The organism is Streptococcus pluranimalium (assembly GCF_002953735.1).
Classification (GTDB): Bacteria; Bacillota; Bacilli; order Lactobacillales; family Streptococcaceae; genus Streptococcus; species Streptococcus pluranimalium.
Genome location: NZ_CP025536.1, coordinates 1,589,478 through 1,606,415, shown reverse-complemented (window position 1 = coordinate 1,606,415; position 16,938 = coordinate 1,589,478). Strand labels below are relative to the sequence as shown.

At 37.4% G+C, this 16,938-nt stretch carries 14 protein-coding genes and 2 pseudogenes; 14 read left to right on the top strand and 2 right to left on the bottom strand.

Going from position 1 to position 16,938, the window contains the following annotated elements; all coding sequences use genetic code 11:
* Nucleotides 1-71: 71 nt before the first annotated feature.
* The 4 genes from gatC to C0J00_RS08150 all read left to right on the top strand — a co-directional run bounded on the left by gatC (nt 72) and on the right by C0J00_RS08150 (nt 4,996).
* The gene (gene gatC / locus C0J00_RS08165; protein WP_104968395.1) at nt 72-374 is read left to right on the top strand and encodes an Asp-tRNA(Asn)/Glu-tRNA(Gln) amidotransferase subunit GatC; all 303 of its coding nucleotides are present in this window, start codon (nt 72-74) and stop codon (nt 372-374) included.
* Nucleotides 374-1,840, top strand: a complete 1,467-nt coding sequence (gene gatA, locus C0J00_RS08160; RefSeq protein WP_104968394.1) for an Asp-tRNA(Asn)/Glu-tRNA(Gln) amidotransferase subunit GatA — start codon at nt 374-376, stop codon at nt 1,838-1,840. Before gatC ends, gatA begins: the two co-directional genes overlap by 1 nt.
* Nucleotides 1,840-3,279, top strand: coding sequence for an Asp-tRNA(Asn)/Glu-tRNA(Gln) amidotransferase subunit GatB (gene gatB, locus C0J00_RS08155; protein WP_104968393.1), 1,440 nt, complete (start codon nt 1,840-1,842; stop codon nt 3,277-3,279). The genes gatA and gatB overlap by 1 nt, the downstream gene beginning before the upstream one ends.
* 691 nt (nt 3,280-3,970) lie before the next feature.
* Complete coding sequence (locus C0J00_RS08150; protein WP_104968392.1) at nt 3,971-4,996, top strand: hypothetical protein; 1,026 nt, start codon at nt 3,971-3,973, stop codon at nt 4,994-4,996.
* A gap of 135 nt (nt 4,997-5,131) precedes the next feature.
* On the opposite strand, the pseudogene C0J00_RS08145 reads toward C0J00_RS08150, so the two are convergent.
* Together C0J00_RS08145 and C0J00_RS08140 are read right to left on the bottom strand one after the other, a co-directional pair.
* Nucleotides 5,132-6,683 (bottom strand): annotated as a pseudogene (locus C0J00_RS08145) (IS1182 family transposase).
* A 203-nt stretch (nt 6,684-6,886) separates the two neighbouring features.
* Complete coding sequence (locus C0J00_RS08140) at nt 6,887-7,660, bottom strand: DeoR/GlpR family DNA-binding transcription regulator (RefSeq protein WP_104968391.1); 774 nt, start codon at nt 7,658-7,660, stop codon at nt 6,887-6,889.
* Nucleotides 7,661-8,103: 443 nt separating this feature from the next.
* On the opposite strand from C0J00_RS08140, the gene lacA reads away from it, so the two are divergent.
* The 10 genes and pseudogenes from lacA (at nt 8,104) to yqeH (ending at nt 16,923) form a co-directional block, all read left to right on the top strand.
* Nucleotides 8,104-8,532, top strand: a complete 429-nt coding sequence (lacA, locus tag C0J00_RS08135) for a galactose-6-phosphate isomerase subunit LacA (RefSeq protein WP_003104037.1) — start codon at nt 8,104-8,106, stop codon at nt 8,530-8,532.
* A gap of 34 nt (nt 8,533-8,566) precedes the next feature.
* Nucleotides 8,567-9,082 carry a galactose-6-phosphate isomerase subunit LacB gene (gene lacB / locus C0J00_RS08130; protein ID WP_104968390.1) on the top strand — a complete coding sequence of 172 codons (516 nt, stop codon included), beginning with the start codon at nt 8,567-8,569 and terminating at the stop codon, nt 9,080-9,082.
* Nucleotides 9,083-9,129: 47 nt separating this feature from the next.
* Nucleotides 9,130-10,059: a tagatose-6-phosphate kinase gene (locus C0J00_RS08125; protein ID WP_104968389.1), complete on the top strand. Its 930-nt coding sequence runs from the start codon at nt 9,130-9,132 to the stop codon at nt 10,057-10,059.
* A gap of 3 nt (nt 10,060-10,062) precedes the next feature.
* Nucleotides 10,063-11,046, top strand: coding sequence for a tagatose-bisphosphate aldolase (gene lacD / locus C0J00_RS08120; protein WP_104968388.1), 984 nt, complete (start codon nt 10,063-10,065; stop codon nt 11,044-11,046).
* Between the two features lie 23 nt (nt 11,047-11,069).
* Entirely contained in the window at nt 11,070-11,387 is a 318-nt protein-coding gene (locus tag C0J00_RS08115; RefSeq protein ID WP_104968387.1) for a PTS lactose/cellobiose transporter subunit IIA, read from the top strand.
* The gene (locus C0J00_RS08110) at nt 11,387-13,075 is read left to right on the top strand and encodes a lactose-specific PTS transporter subunit EIIC (protein WP_104968386.1); all 1,689 of its coding nucleotides are present in this window, start codon (nt 11,387-11,389) and stop codon (nt 13,073-13,075) included. The genes C0J00_RS08115 and C0J00_RS08110 overlap by 1 nt, the downstream gene beginning before the upstream one ends.
* Before the next feature lie 72 nt (nt 13,076-13,147).
* Entirely contained in the window at nt 13,148-14,554 is a 1,407-nt protein-coding gene (gene lacG, locus C0J00_RS08105; protein WP_104968385.1) for a 6-phospho-beta-galactosidase, read from the top strand.
* 108 nt (nt 14,555-14,662) lie between these two features.
* Nucleotides 14,663-14,773: pseudogene (locus tag C0J00_RS10740) on the top strand (IS982 family transposase); the annotation flags it as partial.
* A 504-nt stretch (nt 14,774-15,277) separates the two neighbouring features.
* Nucleotides 15,278-15,805: a YqeG family HAD IIIA-type phosphatase gene (locus C0J00_RS08090; protein WP_237451021.1), complete on the top strand. Its 528-nt coding sequence runs from the start codon at nt 15,278-15,280 to the stop codon at nt 15,803-15,805.
* Nucleotides 15,805-16,923 carry a ribosome biogenesis GTPase YqeH gene (gene yqeH, locus C0J00_RS08085; protein ID WP_104968383.1) on the top strand — a complete coding sequence of 373 codons (1,119 nt, stop codon included), beginning with the start codon at nt 15,805-15,807 and terminating at the stop codon, nt 16,921-16,923. Before C0J00_RS08090 ends, yqeH begins: the two co-directional genes overlap by 1 nt.
* Nucleotides 16,924-16,938: the final 15 nt, after the last annotated feature.

Here is a 16,938-nt window from a genome sequence, read left to right as displayed (position 1 = left end):
TAACGGATAGACTGGATGTAGTATTCATCATTTTGATTGAGATGAGCTACAAAACGATAGAGGAGAAAACAATGAAAATTTCTGAAGAAGAAGTACGTCATGTTGCCAAGTTGTCTAAGTTGAGCTTCACTGATCAAGAAACTAGTGAATTTGCTCAAAGTTTGACAAAAATTGTCGACATGGTTGAATTGTTAAACGAAGTAGATACAGAAGGTATACCTGTAACAACTACCATGGCTGACCGAAAAAATGTTATGCGTGAAGATGTGGCTGTGGCTGGCCAACCACGTGAGGAGCTCTTTAAAAATGTTCCTGAAGAAAAAGATTATTTCATTAAAGTTCCAGCCATCTTTGAAGAAGGAGGAGATGCCTAATGTCATTACATGATAAGACGATTGAAGAGTTGCACGACCTCCTTGTAAAAAAGGAAATTTCTGCAACTGAATTGACGAAAGCTACTTTAGAAGATATTAAATCTCGTGAAGAGGTTATGGGATCGTTTGTGACGATTGCGGAAGAAGAAGCTCTCAAACAAGCTCAATCTCTTGATGCTAAAGGGATTGATGCTGACAATGTTATGAGTGGTATTCCTTTGGCAGTAAAAGATAATATTTCAACCAAAGGGATTTTGACGACAGCTTCTTCAAAAATGCTTTATAATTACGAGCCAATCTTTGATGCGACAGCCGTTGCCAATGCTTATGGTAGGGATATGATTGTTATTGGTAAAGCCAACATGGATGAATTTGCTATGGGTGGTTCAACCGAAACATCTTACTTTAAACAAACTAAAAATGCTTGGGACCAAAGTAAGGTTCCTGGTGGATCATCAGGTGGATCGGCAGCTGCTGTAGCTTCTGGACAAGTGCGTTTGTCACTTGGCTCTGATACCGGTGGTTCGATTCGTCAACCAGCAGCCTTCAACGGGGTTGTCGGGATGAAGCCGACTTATGGGATGGTGTCACGTTTTGGTTTGATTGCCTTTGGTAGCTCATTGGACCAAATTGGACCATTTGCACCAACGGTAAAAGAAAATGCACAACTCTTGAATGTCATTTCTAGCTACGATACTAAGGATGCGACCTCTACGAAAAACCAAGTGGCTGATTTTACCAGTAAGATTGGTCAAGACATCACAGGTATGAAAATTGCTCTTCCAAAAGAGTACTTGGGAGAAGGAATTGATCCAGAAATTAAAGAAAATATCCTAGCAGCAGCTAAGCAATTTGAAAAACTTGGTGCTATTGTAGAAGAAGTTAGCCTTCCGCACAGCAAGTATGGCGTAGCAGTTTATTACATTATCGCTTCATCTGAGGCTTCTTCAAACTTGCAACGCTTTGACGGGATTCGTTACGGTTTCCGTGCAGAAGATGCGACAAACCTTGATGAAATCTATGTCAATACACGTAGCCAAGGTTTTGGGGATGAAGTGAAGCGCCGTATTATGCTAGGAACCTTTAGCTTGTCATCTGGTTATTATGATGCCTACTACAAAAAAGCAGGTCAAGTACGTACCTTGATTATCCGTGATTTTGATAAAGTCTTTGCGGATTACGACTTGATTTTGGGTCCAACAACACCAAGCGTAGCCTTTGGTTTTGGCGATAAATCTAAAGACCCAGTGTCTATGTACTTGGCTGACTTGTTAACGATCCCAGTTAACTTGGCTGGACTTCCAGGGGTTTCTATCCCGTCAGGTTTTGTCGATGGTTTGCCAGTTGGTTTACAATTGATTGGTCCAAAATACAGTGAAGAAACCATTTACCAAGCTGCGGCAGCTTTTGAAGCAACAACTGACTATCATAAACAACAACCTAAAATTTTTGGAGGTGACAACTAATGAATTTTGAAACCATTATCGGACTTGAAGTTCACGTTGAGTTGAACACCAATTCTAAAATCTTTTCACCGTCATCAGCGCACTTTGGCCAGGAAGCCAATGCTAATACTAACATCATCGACTGGTCATTCCCAGGTGTTCTTCCTGTTATCAATAAAGGTGTTATTGATGCAGGCATTAAAGCATCATTAGCTTTAAACATGGACATTCATCAAGAAATGCACTTTGACCGTAAAAATTATTTCTACCCGGATAATCCAAAAGCTTACCAAATCTCTCAATTTGATGAACCGATTGGTTATAATGGTTGGATTGAAGTGGAATTAGAAGATGGTTCAACCAAGAAAATCCGTATCGAACGTGCTCACCTGGAAGAAGATGCTGGTAAGAATACGCACGGAACAGATGGTTACTCTTATGTTGATCTCAATCGCCAAGGGGTTCCACTCATTGAGATTGTTTCAGAAGCGGATATGCGTTCACCTGAAGAAGCCTATGCTTACTTGACTGCTCTTAAAGAGGTCATTCAGTACACAGGTATTTCAGATGTTAAGATGGAAGAAGGATCAATGCGTGTTGATGCCAATATCTCCCTTCGCCCTTATGGTCAAGAAGCCTTTGGTACCAAGACTGAGTTGAAAAACCTTAACTCTTTCAACTACGTTCGTAAAGGCTTGCAACATGAAATTGAGCGTCAGGCTAAGATTCTGCGTTCAGGTGGTCAAATCCAACAAGAAACACGTCGTTATGATGAAGCAACTGGAGAAACCATCCTCATGCGTGTCAAAGAAGGAGCGGCTGATTACCGTTACTTCCCAGAACCTGACCTACCTCTTTACGAAATTGACAATGACTGGATTGAAGAAATTCGTGCTGAATTACCAGAATTTCCAAAAGAGCGTCGTGCAAAATACACAGCAGAATACGGTTTGACAGCCTACGATGCTAGTCAATTGACAGCAACCAAAGCAACTTCAGACTTCTTTGAGTCGGCTGTGGCGAAAGGTGGCGATGCTAAACAAATCTCTAACTGGTTACAAGGTGAAGTGGCGCAATTCCTCAATGCTGAGAACAAAACCTTATCAGAGATTGCTTTGACGCCAGAAAATCTTCTTGAGATGTTAGCTTTGATTGAAGATGGTACGATTTCATCTAAAATCGCCAAGAAAGTCTTTGTTCATTTGGCTAAAAACGGTGGTTCAGCACGTGAATACGTTGAAAAAGCTGGATTGGTTCAGATTTCAGACCCTGATGTTTTGATTCCAATTATCCACCAAGTCTTTGCGGATAATGAAGCAGCTGTAGCTGATTTCAAATCAGGTAAACGTAATGCCGACAAAGCTTTCACAGGATTCTTGATGAAAGCAACTAAAGGGCAAGCCAATCCACAAGTTGCTCTTAAGCTTTTGGCTCAAGAACTGCAAAAATTGTTGGATTAAGCTAAAGCTTAAAGAGCCCTCTATTTAGAATATTGCTTTTTTCTCTTTCTTATTCTCTTAGGTCTATTTATTGCATCACTGTTTTCTATAGGATGTATTTGATTGGACAAGTTCAACGTTTTAATGAAGATTTGGTGCTGCCTGCTTACATTCGTCGAAAATAATCGAGGGGACGCTACGATATTAGACTTTTTAATAATCAACTAACTTTTTTCGATTATCGGTTTGTAACTGATGATGAGCCTTCAGAGATAATGGTTGCTTTGAATGCTACAAAGAGAAATTTGTCTGGAGTAAACCCTTATCATAGAGGAGAGTACAGGTTTTGTTACCTGAAAAAGGGCAATACAGTATTACTGCTCGTTTTAGAGTAAGATCTATTAAGAAGTTGGATTAGCTCCAGCTTCTTATTTTTATGTAAATAACATCTCTTTTGAATTTATTGGATATTTTAGATTCATTTTATGTGTTTTTAGATGCTTGAAAGAATACGATACATTAATGCTTTAAAGCATCTGAAGAGAAAATCTCAATTGTAAAAAAGGTGGTACTATTTTTGACATTTCTAGAGATGAGGTAATTATTTATCGTGTTTTATTAAATAATTGTAAAATATTACAGTATCTACTATCAGTATTTTTAAGAAAATGATACAATATTGGAAAACCTTTTCATAAAAGGAGGATAAAAAATGAAAAAGTTTAGGTATACTCTCTTGCTCTTGTCTCTAGTATTTGTACTAGTAGCCTGTGCAAAAAGTCCCAAAGAAGAGTTTAAATCTCGTTTAGAATCACTTCAAAGTGAGAAAAAGGCAGCCTTTGATTATAAAATCAAAGTGAAGGATTTGAAGCCTGGGCAGAACGCAGTAGGATTAGAAGGACTTGATGACATTGTTGGTAAAACACTTGATGCTAAGATTAGTCAAGATTTAGATAAAAATGTCATGGGTATTTCTGTTGATTTATCAAAAATTGATGATAAATTTTCCGACTTTGAGATGATTTATAAAGACGATAAAGCTTACATGAGTGTGCAGCCAATGCTTGCTATGCAGAATGTTGATATCAAAGATGCTGAGGGCAAATTCATTGATATCGAAGAAATGTCTGGTGAGAAAATGCCATCTTTGAAAGAAGCTACTAAAGATAAAGAAGTTGATTTATCATGGTTGGATGAGGTTGATGAAAAACATTTCAAAAAAGATAGTGATAATGTTACAGTTACTTTGACGATGAATCAACTTTTCAAAGTTTATAAATCTGCCTTGAAGCAGTTAGATGACAACAAAGAGACAGCAGAACAACTCGAAACTTATGTTAACCTAGCTAAAGCTTCTCTATCGGATAAATCTAAAGCAACCTTGACCCTTGGAAAAGATGGTAATCTTAAGACTAGCGTATCAATGATTTATGCAAAAGGGATGGATACAGCCATTAAGTCTGTTGATGTTGATGTTAACGCTAAAAAGGTAACTTATAAAGCTCCTAAAGCACCAAAATCTTCTGATATTCTCAGCAAAGAAGAGTTGGAAAATCTTTTGATGGATAATCAAAAACTTTCAGATCAAGATTTCAATGAGTTGTACGAAGGTATTAAAGCTGACTTAGATAATACTTCTAAGGAAACTATTGAAGCCTTTATCGCACAATCAAAAGCATATTTAACAGATGAACAAGTGAAAAAACTTGAAGACTTAGCCAAACAAGCTAAAGGTTAAGGGTTATATAAAAGAGACAGCCTTCGGGCTGTTTTTTATATGACCTGAATAAATGAAAAAAATCAATCGAAGTGAAAGCTTCTTTTTTATCCCAAAAATGACATGTTCTATCATAAGGAGGTAGATCAAAAGTTGTCAAAAACAATCTATAGATGCCTTGACAGCAATGTATATATCAGACCGAAGACAAACTTCATTTTTGAGGTTTGTTTTTCTTTTGTTTCTAGAAAAATGGGTTCGGATTGGAAAAATCTTATAAATAAGGCCATTGAGGGCAAAATAAAAAGGTCTCGCTGCCATCATTTTAACCATTTTTTTTAGATTTAAGCACGCCAAAGTCAGTCCAACCTTATCCTCCATTTTGGACTTGCCTTTCTCTCTTGTATATCTGAGGTTGTGGTACTCCTTAGCCGTCTCAAAGAGTCGCTCAATGGTCTCTTTGCGTTTTTGATAACCTTTCTTCATGCCTCTTTGGTGGCGAATAGCCTCACAAATCCCCAAATAATCCTTCCAAATATGACGAGTGACCACTTTCTGGTGGTTTTTGCTTTCAGTACAGACATTTAATAAGGGACAAACAATGCAGATGCTAGGGCCATTCTTGTACTCACGATAACCTTCTCTAGTCGTGGTACGATACGTCAACACCTGATGTTCAGGGCAAAGATAACAATCGAAATGGTCATCGTAAACAAAATCTTTCGGTCTTAACTTGCCTTTCTTGCCTCTAGGTCTCGTGTAAGGGAAAACTGGCGTAATATTCTTGTCTAACAAAAACTTGGCAATGCTTGGCGTCTTATAGCCAGAGTCAGCGATAATAAATTGAGGGTGAAAGGGTTCAAGCTTGGCAAAAAGTGCAGGAAAAGCCTGACTGTCGTGAACATTCTTAGCCTCAATACTATAGGCCAACGCCCAGCCATATTTGTCACAGGCCACTTGAGCAGAATAGGCGAACACTTCCCTTCGCGCTCACGTTTTTAGGCTCAGGCTGAAACTGTCCACTGGACAGTTTCACTGCTCACCCTTATGAAACCAGCCACTTTCTGGGTCTGTTGTTGAGATTTTCTTTTCTTTAGCCTCGCTTTCTCTAGCGCGCTCTAGCGCGCTTTAGCGACTTTTTTGCGTGCTTTTTTCTATCTAAGTCAATCTCAATGTCAAGTTGGTCACTCATAAACTTAGTTTGTTGCTCAACCAATTCTTTGCGGTACTTATGGTTGTTTGCGGCAGCTTTGATGTGACTCCCATCCACAAAGATCTCATCCGAGTTAATCAAGTCAACACTCAGTGCTTGGGTGAGAACGTAGCTGAAAATCTCAAAAATCACTTGTTTATCCTGAAAACGACGGCTATAATTCTTCCCATACGTCGTGAAATGGGGCACCTTGTCATCCCAAGTCAAGCCAAGAAACCAGCGATAAGCAGTGTTCACTTCAATCTCTTTGATGGTCTGACACATGGATCGAATGCCATAGAAACGCTGAATCAGAGGGAATTTAACCAACATCACAGGATCAAGACTAGGACGACCAGTATCAGATGAATAAGTATCTTCCACTAGATTATAGATAAAGTCAAAATCCACGAGTTTATCGACTTGACGAAGAAAGTGATCTTCTGGTACGAGTTGATCAAGGGTATAGAACCCATACTGGCTCCGGTTGTAGCCTGGCTTTTCTTTGTGAAACATAAGGAGACCTCACAAGCGTTTTCTTTTATTATATTCCTAAAAACACTAAAAAGCCCCTAGAAAATCAATCCTAGAGACTTTGTCTTCAGTCTGAAATCCCCCTGTATGACAGAGGGATTTAGTTTTACTATTTTGACTTATAAATGAAAAACACCTCTTAAAATAACTTAAGAAGTGCCTAGTTTATACTTTGAAATTTGTTATTACTTATCCGCAATAACGATTTTAGAGAATTTCTCGTATTTTTCTATAATATCTGTTGTCACATTTTTATCTGTCACAATTAAATCCATTCGTTCGAGCTGGTAGAAGTTGTAGAAGTCATAACTTTCAAACTTGGTACTATCAACTAGAAGGATTTTCTCAACAGCATTATTCAAGGCGGCCCTTTGAACTTCTCCTTCGAGATCACTGTATGTAGCAATAGAATTATTATAAACAGCATTTGCACTGACAAAAGCTTTTGAAAATGTTAGTGATTCTAGGTTATTAATAGCAATAGACCCAACAAAAGCACCAGTAATTTCACGACACTCACCGCCAATTAAAATCAAGTCAATAGTAGTGCTCGGATGTAAAATCAGAAAAACAGGAAGGCTATTTGTAATAACTCTTATATTCCTATTTTTTAATTCGACAGCTAGATGCTCTAAAGTTGTTCCTGGTCCAATAAAGACAGTTTCACCATCTTTAATAATATCGTTAGCTCTTTGTGCGATTTGTTTTTTTTCGTTAGTTTGTAAAACTTTTTTTTCGATGTGTGTTTTCTCGTGACCTTCCTCTTTGGTAGAAGTGCTATCTAAAAATTGAGCACCTCCATGGGTTCTAATAAGTAATCCTTCATCTGCTAATGTATCAAGATCTCTTCTAGCAGTCATGTCAGACACGTTCATTTCATCGATAATATCTTTTACTTTAATAAAACCGTCAACTTTTAAGATATCGAGAATTTTTTCATGACGTTCTTTCTTTTTCATTCTTACCTCCTATCAGTTTCTTATGATATAACTATTAAAGGTATCATAACATAATAACAACAGAAAAATCAAACAAAACAAACAAAAAACATTGAAAAAGCAAAGACAAATAAAACTTAAAATGTTTTATATGAAACGCTCACCATAAATAATAAAGATAGAGTTATTAGTTTTTTTGATAATTCATTGCTTCAAATGCGAATTCCAATGTATGAAGAAAAACATAAAATATCAATTCCGAACCGCAAAAACAAACAAAACAAACAATGGTTGTTTATTTTTTTAAAAAATAAACATAAAAGTGTTGACTTTTGTGTTAGCTAGGTGTATTATAAGGTCATAGAAATAATGTAAGCGTTATTTCAAAGGATTTTGCAAATCGTTAATTAACTATTTACGTAGGTTTTCCGCATTTACTTATTCTAAATCATAGGAGAAATAAAATGGCAATTATTATCGGTGCTGACAAAGCAGGTACAGAACTTAAAGAAGTTATCAAAGATTACCTTAAAGAAGGTAAATACGAAGTCGTTGATGTCAGTGAAAATGAAGTTCGTGACTTTGTTGATACAACTCTCGCTGTTGCAAAAGAAGTTAATGCATCCGAAGATAACTTGGGTATTGTAATTGATGCATATGGTGTTGGTTCTTTCATGGTGGCTACTAAAATTAAAGGAATGGTGGCAGCTGAAGTATCAGATGAGCGTTCAGCATACATGACAAGAGGACATAACAATTCTCGAATCATCACTCTCGGTTCTGAAATTAGTGCTCCAGGAATTGCAAAGAACATTGTCAAAGGCTTTGTTGAAGGTGAATATGATGGTGGACGTCATCAAGTTCGTGTCGACATGCTTAATAAAATGTGCTAATTGATTGAAATAGGTTAAAACAAGGAGAACAAAAATGAAAATTGCTGTAGGTTGTGACCATATTGTTACTTATGAAAAAATCGCTGTTGTTGATTATTTGAAATCACAAGGTCATGAAATCATTGATTGCGGTACATACGATAATGTCCGCACACACTATCCAATCTTTGGTAAAAAAGTTGGTGAAGCAGTAGCAAGTGGTGAAGCAGAACTAGGTGTTGTTATCTGTGGTACTGGTGTTGGTATTACGAATGCTGTAAACAAAGTTCCTGGTATTCGTTCAGCACTCGTTAGAGATATGACATCTGCTATCTACTCAAAAGAAGAACTTAACGCAAACGTTATTGGTTTTGGTGGAAAAATCATTGGTGGTTTGTTGATGAATGATATTATCGATGCCTTCTTAGCGGCTGAATACAAACCAACTGAAGAAAATAAAAAATTGATTGAAAAAATTGATAGCTTGCAACATGCTAGCCAAGATCAAAATAACCCACACTTCTTTGATGAATTCCTAGAAAAATGGGACCGTGATGAATATCACGACTAATATTTGAATAAATTACTATAGGGATATATAGAGAAAAAGGAGCTATTGTGATTTTAACAGTTACTTTAAATCCAGCTATTGACGTCTCCTACCCTTTGAATGAGCTAAAATTTGATACTGTCAATCGAGTTGTAGACGTTACAAAGACACCCGGTGGTAAAGGCTTGAATGTTTCCCGAGTTCTTAATGAATTCGGTGAAACAGTCAAAGCTACTGGTTGTATTGGTGGAGAAAGCGGTGATTTTATCATTAATCATCTTCCTGATTCGATTTTAAGTCGCTTCTATAAAATTTCAGGTGATACCAGAACATGTATAGCCATATTACAAGAAGGTAATCAAACTGAGATTTTAGAAAAAGGACCGCTGTTAAGTGTAGATGAAATTGATGGCTTTACTAATCATTTCAAATATTTACTGAATGATGTTGACGTAGTGACAATGTCAGGCAGTCTGCCTGCTGGTATGCCAGATGATTACTATCAGAAGTTAATCGGTATTGCCAATCTTAATGGTAAGAAGACTGTTCTAGATTGCTCTGGAAATGCTTTAGAAGCAGTACTAAAAGGTGATAGTAAACCAACAGTTATCAAGCCTAATCTTGAAGAACTTTCTCAACTTCTTGGAAAAGAAATAACAAAAGATTTTGATGCCTTAAAAGAAGTCTTACAGGATAAGTTATTTGATGGAATTGAATGGATAATCGTTTCTCTTGGTGCTGATGGCGTATTTGCAAAGCACAAGGATACATTTTATAAAGTTGATATTCCTAAAATCCAAATTGTAAGCGCTGTAGGTTCAGGGGATTCTACGGTAGCAGGCATCGCTTCAAGTTTAGCGAATGATGAAGATGATCGAGCCTTATTAACAAAAGCAAATGTCTTAGGTATGTTAAATGCGCAGGAAAAAACAACTGGTCATGTTAACTTGGAAAATTACGATAAGTTATATCAATCTATTAAAGTCAAAGAGGTATAAAAAATGACAATTACTTTAACTGAAAACAAACGCAAAAGCATGGAAAAACTAAGTGTAGATGGTGTTATTTCTGCCTTAGCTTTTGACCAACGTGGAGCTCTCAAACGTATGATGGCTCAACATCAAACTGAAGAGCCAACAGTAGAACAAATCGAAGAACTTAAAAGTTTAGTTTCTGAAGAGCTTACGCCATTTGCCTCCTCAATTCTACTTGATCCTGAATATGGCTTGCCAGCAAGTCGTGTACGTTCAGAAGAAGCAGGCTTGTTATTGGCATATGAGAAAACAGGATACGATGCAACAACAACTAGTCGCTTACCTGATTGCTTAGATGTTTGGTCTGCAAAACGTATTAAAGAGGCTGGAGCAGAAGCGGTTAAGTTTCTTTTATATTATGATGTTGATGGAGATAAAGACGTCAATGAGCAGAAAAAAGCTTACATTGAACGTATTGGTTCTGAATGCCGAGCAGAAGATATTCCATTCTACCTAGAAATTCTAACTTATGATGAGAAAATCTCTGACAATGCTAGCCCTGAGTTTGCAAAAGTTAAAGCTCATAAAGTTAATGAAGCAATGAAAGTCTTCTCAGAAGAACGCTTTGGTGTTGACGTCTTGAAAGTCGAAGTTCCAGTTAATATGAAATTTGTAGAAGGCTTTGCAGGTGGTGAGGTTCTCTTTACAAAAGAAGAAGCAGCTCAATCCTTCCGTGACCAAGAAGCTTCTACTGATTTACCATACATTTATTTGAGTGCTGGTGTTTCTGCTAAATTGTTCCAAGATACTTTGGAATTTGCAGCAGAATCAGGTGCTAAATTCAACGGTGTCTTGTGTGGACGTGCTACTTGGGCAGGTTCTGTAAAAGTCTATATCGAAGAAGGTCCGGAAGCAGCTCGTGAGTGGTTGCGTACAGAAGGTTTCAAAAATATTGACGAGTTAAACAAAGTACTAGATAAAACTGCAAGTCCTTGGACTGAAAAAATTTAACATTATTATCGGAGGAAACTACAATGAATAGAGAAGAAATTACTCTTTTAGGTTTTGAAATCGTAGCATATGCTGGAGAAGCCCGTTCAAATTTTTTGGAAGCGCTTAAAGCGGCGCAAGATGGGGATTATGCCAAAGCAAAAGAATTGATTGCTGCAGGTAGCGAATGCTTAAACGATGCCCACAATGCTCAAACAAGTCTTCTACAAAAAGAAGCTGCGGGAGAAGATTTGGCATATAGTGTTACTCTTATGCATGGTCAAGATCATTTAATGACTACCATTTTATTACAAGATTTAATGAAACACATGATTGAACTTTATAAGAGAGGAGCAAAATAATGGATGGATTAATTGCTCAGATTGAGAAAGGGAAACCTTTCTTCGAGAAAATATCTCGTAACATCTATCTTCGTGCTATTCGTGATGGTTTCATCGCTGGAATGCCAGTCATCTTGTTTTCAAGTATCTTTATCTTGATTGCTTATGTTCCAAATGCATGGGGTTTCCATTGGAGCAAAGACATTGAGAATCTCTTGATGACGCCATACAATTACTCAATGGGTATTTTAGGCTTGTTCGTGGCTGGTACAACTGCGAAAGCATTAACCGATTCAATGAACCGTTCATTGCCTAGCACTAACCAGATTAACTTTATTTCAACCATGCTCGCTGCTATTGTAGGATTTCTACTTATGGCAGCTAATCCAGCAAAAGACGGTGATTTCTTAACTGGATTTATGGGAACGAAAGGTTTGTTAACAGCCTTCATTGCAGCCTTTATCACCGTAAATGTCTATAAAGTCTGTGTGAAAAACAATGTTACAATCCGCATGCCTGAAGAGGTACCACCAAATATCTCTCAAGTATTTAAGGATTTGATTCCATTTACGTTATCAGTTGTACTACTTTATATCATTGAATTGATTGTTCATGCTACATTAGGCGTTAATGTTGCGGAGTCAATTGGTAAACTTCTTGCACCATTGTTCCAAGCAGCAGATGGTTATGTTGGAATTACCATTATCTTCGGTGCATTTGCTTTCTTCTGGTTTGTTGGTATCCATGGACCTTCTATTGTTGAACCAGCCATTGCAGCGATCACTTACGCAAATGCTGAAACCAACCTTCAGTTACTTCAAGCTGGTGAACATGCGGACAAGATCTTGACTTCAGGGACTCAAATGTTCATCGTTACCATGGGTGGTACAGGTGCAACACTTGTTGTTCCATTCATGTTCATGTGGTTAACAAAATCAAAACGTAACAAAGCAATTGGACGTGCATCAGTTGTTCCAACATTCTTCGGCGTTAACGAACCTATCTTGTTCGGTGCTCCACTTGTTTTGAACCCAATCTTCTTTATCCCATTTATCTTAGCACCAATTGTCAATGTATGGATTTTCAAATTCTTCATTGACACGCTTGGAATGAATAGTTTCACTGCAAACTTGCCTTGGACAACACCAGCTCCATTGGGTCTTATCCTTGGTACAAACTTCCAAGTACTAGCATTCATTTTGGCAGCTTTGTTAATAGTAGTTGATGTCATCATCTACTACCCATTCTTGAAAGTATATGATGAGCAAATTCTTGCTGAAGAAGCAGCAGGTACGAATTCATCAGATGCCCTTAAAGAAAAAGTTGCAGCAAACTTTGACACTAAGAAAGCTGATGCTATTCTTGAAAAATCAGCAGCTAAAGAAATCACTGATCAAACTAATGTTCTCGTTCTTTGTGCCGGTGGTGGTACAAGTGGTTTATTAGCAAATGCTTTGAATAAAGCAGCAAAAGAATATGGTGCACCTGTCACTGCAGCAGCAGGAAGTTATGGTGCTCACCGTGAGATTTTACCACAATATCAACTTGTTATCCTTGCACCTCAAGTAGCTTCTAACTATGAAGATATGAAAGTGGAAACTGATAAGCTTGATATTAAATTAGCTAAAACAGAAGGGGCTCAATACATCAAATTGACTCGCGATGGTCAAGGTGCATTGGACTTCGTTAAAGAACAGATGGAAAAATAATATTTCACTAGGGAAGGTTGGAGGTACTCAATCTTCCTTTATAGTGAAATGAAAATTTAGAAGAGGTATATCATGACTAAAACATTACCTAAAGATTTTGTTTTTGGTGGTGCTACAGCTGCTTACCAAGCTGAAGGTGCTACCCACACAGATGGCAAAGGGCCAGTAGCTTGGGATAAATACTTAGAAGACAATTATTGGTATACTGCTGAACCAGCAAGTGACTTTTACAATCGTTATCCAGTCGATTTGAAACTTAGTGAAGAATTTGGTGTCAACGGCATCCGTATTTCTATTGCCTGGTCTCGTATTTTTCCAACAGGAAAAGGAGAAGTTAACCCTAAAGGAGTAGAATACTACCACAATCTTTTTGCAGAGTGTCATAAGCGTGGTGTAGAACCGTTTGTTACTTTGCATCATTTTGATACACCAGAAGCTTTGCATTCAAACGGTGATTTTTTAAACCGTGACAATATTGACCATTTTGTTGCCTATGCAGCTTTCTGTTTCGAAGAGTTTCCAGAAGTTAACTATTGGACAACATTTAACGAAATTGGACCAATTGGTGATGGCCAATACTTAGTTGGTAAATTCCCTCCAGGTATTCAATATGATCTTGCTAAAGTTTTCCAATCACACCATAACATGATGGTTTCTCATGCTCGCGCTGTGAAACTCTTTAAAGATGGTGGCTATTCAGGTGAAATTGGTGTTGTCCATGCACTTCCAACTAAGTATCCATTTAACGCTAACAATCCTGATGATGTTAGAGCAGCTGAACTTGAAGATATCATCCATAATAAATTTATCCTTGATGCTACTTATCTTGGTAAGTATTCAGATAAAACAATGGAAGGTGTTAACCATATCCTTGAGGTGAATGGCGGTGAACTTGATCTTCGTGAGGAAGATTTTGCCGCACTAGACGCCGCAAAAGATTTGAATGATTTCCTTGGTATTAACTATTATATGAGTGATTGGATGCAAGCTTTTGATGGTGAGACTGAAATCATTCATAATGGTAAAGGGGAAAAAGGCAGCTCTAAATACCAAATCAAAGGAGTTGGTCGCAGAGAGGCTCCTGTTGATGTTCCAAAAACTGACTGGGACTGGATTATCTTCCCACAAGGACTATATGACCAAATCATGCGTGTTAAAGCTGATTATCCTAACTACAAGAAAATTTATATCACAGAGAATGGTCTTGGCTATAAAGATGAGTTTGTAGATAATACAGTCTATGATGATGGTCGTATCGATTATGTGAAAAAACACCTAGAAGTTATTTCCGATGCGATTGCAGATGGTGCAAATGTTAAAGGATACTTTATGTGGTCATTAATGGATGTCTTCTCATGGTCAAATGGCTATGAAAAACGCTACGGTCTCTTCTATGTCGATTTTGAAACTCAAGAACGTTATCCTAAAAAGAGTGCCTACTGGTATAAAAAAATGGCAGAAACTCAAGTGATTGAATGATTTTGTAGATACTTCTTTAATACTCGTGGTGCTAGTTAAGTTTCAACGACAATAAAAAGCCCCAAAGGACTATACTGTAAGTGACAAAACAAACAGGAGGTAGTCCCAATGAGCCACTTACAGTATACCGATAAATTCCATCATTTATAATGGAATATCAAACAATTAGCTCAAATCGGTTCTCAATTTTATCGTACCTACTGCCCTGATTCGTTGAAACTTAACTAGCACCACGAGTAACAGTATGATCAAAGAATCTGCAATAGATTATTATAATAATTTATTCAAGATGATTGACCCAGAAGCCCAACTTAAATTTACTTTTCAGTAGCATTATTAATATTTAATCCTTCTTAACTCAGAAGTTTCTAAGTCATTTAAACGAGCAAAAACTAGCCCATTTTTTAAAAATGAGCTAGTTTTTTTGTTTTAGATTCCAAGATAAACTAGCTAAAGAATAGTGTGTGACGTATAATATTTATAACTATTTTCCTGATAGCACCGTATTTTCATTGATACTTTTTCAAGCTTATTATAGTTGGCGTATCAATCATTAGTTAATGATATTTGACTATAAAAGTTGCAACTACTTTGGTTGAAATCCATGATTTTTTGTATTAAGTAAGAGCAACTAGACTTTCTATAAAAAGAACTTTGGCATTTTCCCAAAGCCTTTAAAGTATGCTATAATAAAGAGTAATATTATATTTTTTGGAGAATAGATTGGCTATTGAAGATTATAGGCCGGACCATGTGGTTGAGGCTGTTTATGATTTGCGGGCGGACGATTTAATCCGCCAGGGTATTCGTGCGGTCTTAGTAGATTTGGACAATACCTTGATTGCTTGGAATAATCCTGATGGTACAGATGAGCTAAGAGCTTGGTTGGATGAAATGACACAAGCTGACATTCCAGTTGTTGTGGTCTCTAACAATAATCATGCACGTGTTAAACAAGCGGTGGAGCGTTTTGGTGTAGACTTTGTCAGTCGTGCCTTAAAGCCTTTCACCCGTGGTATTGATATTGCAATAGGGCGCTATGGTTTTAACAAATCAGAAGTTGTTATGGTTGGTGATCAATTGATGACGGATATTCGTGCAGCACATCGTGCAGGTATTCGTTCGATTCTTGTGAAACCGATTGTGCCATCAGACGCTTGGAATACAAAAGTGAACCGTGCACGTGAACGCCGTGTCTGGGCTAAACTAGAAGCCAAATACGGGAAAATTATCTATCAAAAAGGAATTTAATGGAAGATTTAATGTGTATTGGCTGCGGAGCCAAAATTCAAACTGAGACCAAAGAAGCAGCAGGTTATACACCGAAAAGTGCTTTAGAAAAAGGACTAGAAACTGGTGAGTTATACTGTCAACGTTGTTTCAGACTACGTCACTACAATGAAATCGTTGATGTTAATATCTCAGACGATGAATTTTTAAAACTCTTGCATGAAGTTGGTGATAGTGATGCCCTAGTGGTTAATGTCATTGATATTTTTGACTTTAATGGCTCAGTCATTCCTGGCTTGCCTCGTTTTGTATCTGGGAATGATGTCCTTCTTGTTGGCAATAAAAAAGATATTTTACCTAAGTCTGTCAAAGATAGTAAAGTCACACAATGGCTGACGGAAAGGGCTCACGAAGAAGGTTTTAGACCTGTTGATACAGTCTTGACTAGTGCGCAAAATAAAACAGCTATTCGTGATTTGATTGAGGCTATTGAAAAATATCGCCATGGACGTGATGTCTTTGTTGTTGGGGTAACCAACGTTGGTAAATCAACTCTTATCAATGCTATTATTCAAGAAATCACAGGGGATAAAGATGTGATTACCACATCACGCTTCCCTGGAACAACCCTTGATAAGATTGAAATTCCGCTGGATGATGGTACTTACATCTATGATACGCCAGGGATTATTCACCGTCACCAAATGGCGCATTATTTGACCGCTAAAAACCTTAAATACATCAGTCCTAAAAAGGAAATCAAGCCCAAGACTTATCAGCTAAATTCAAGGCAAACCCTCTTTTTAGGTGGTTTAGGACGATTTGATTTTGTTTCAGGGCAAAAGCAAGGTTTTACCGCTTATTTTGATAATAATTTAGAATTACACCGTACGAAATTAGAAGGGGCAGATGCTTTTTATGACAAGCATGCTGGTAGTCTTTTGACCCCACCTTCTAACAAAGAAAAAGCTGATTTTCCAAAATTAGTTCGCCATGAATTTACCATCAAAGATAAGACAGATATCGTCTTTTCAGGACTTGGTTGGATTCGTGTCAATACTACTGCTGAAAATCCGACAGTTGTTGCGGCCTGGGCACCAGAAGGGGTGTCAGTGCTTGTTCGCAAAGCTTTGATTTAATAGATAGAAAAGAAA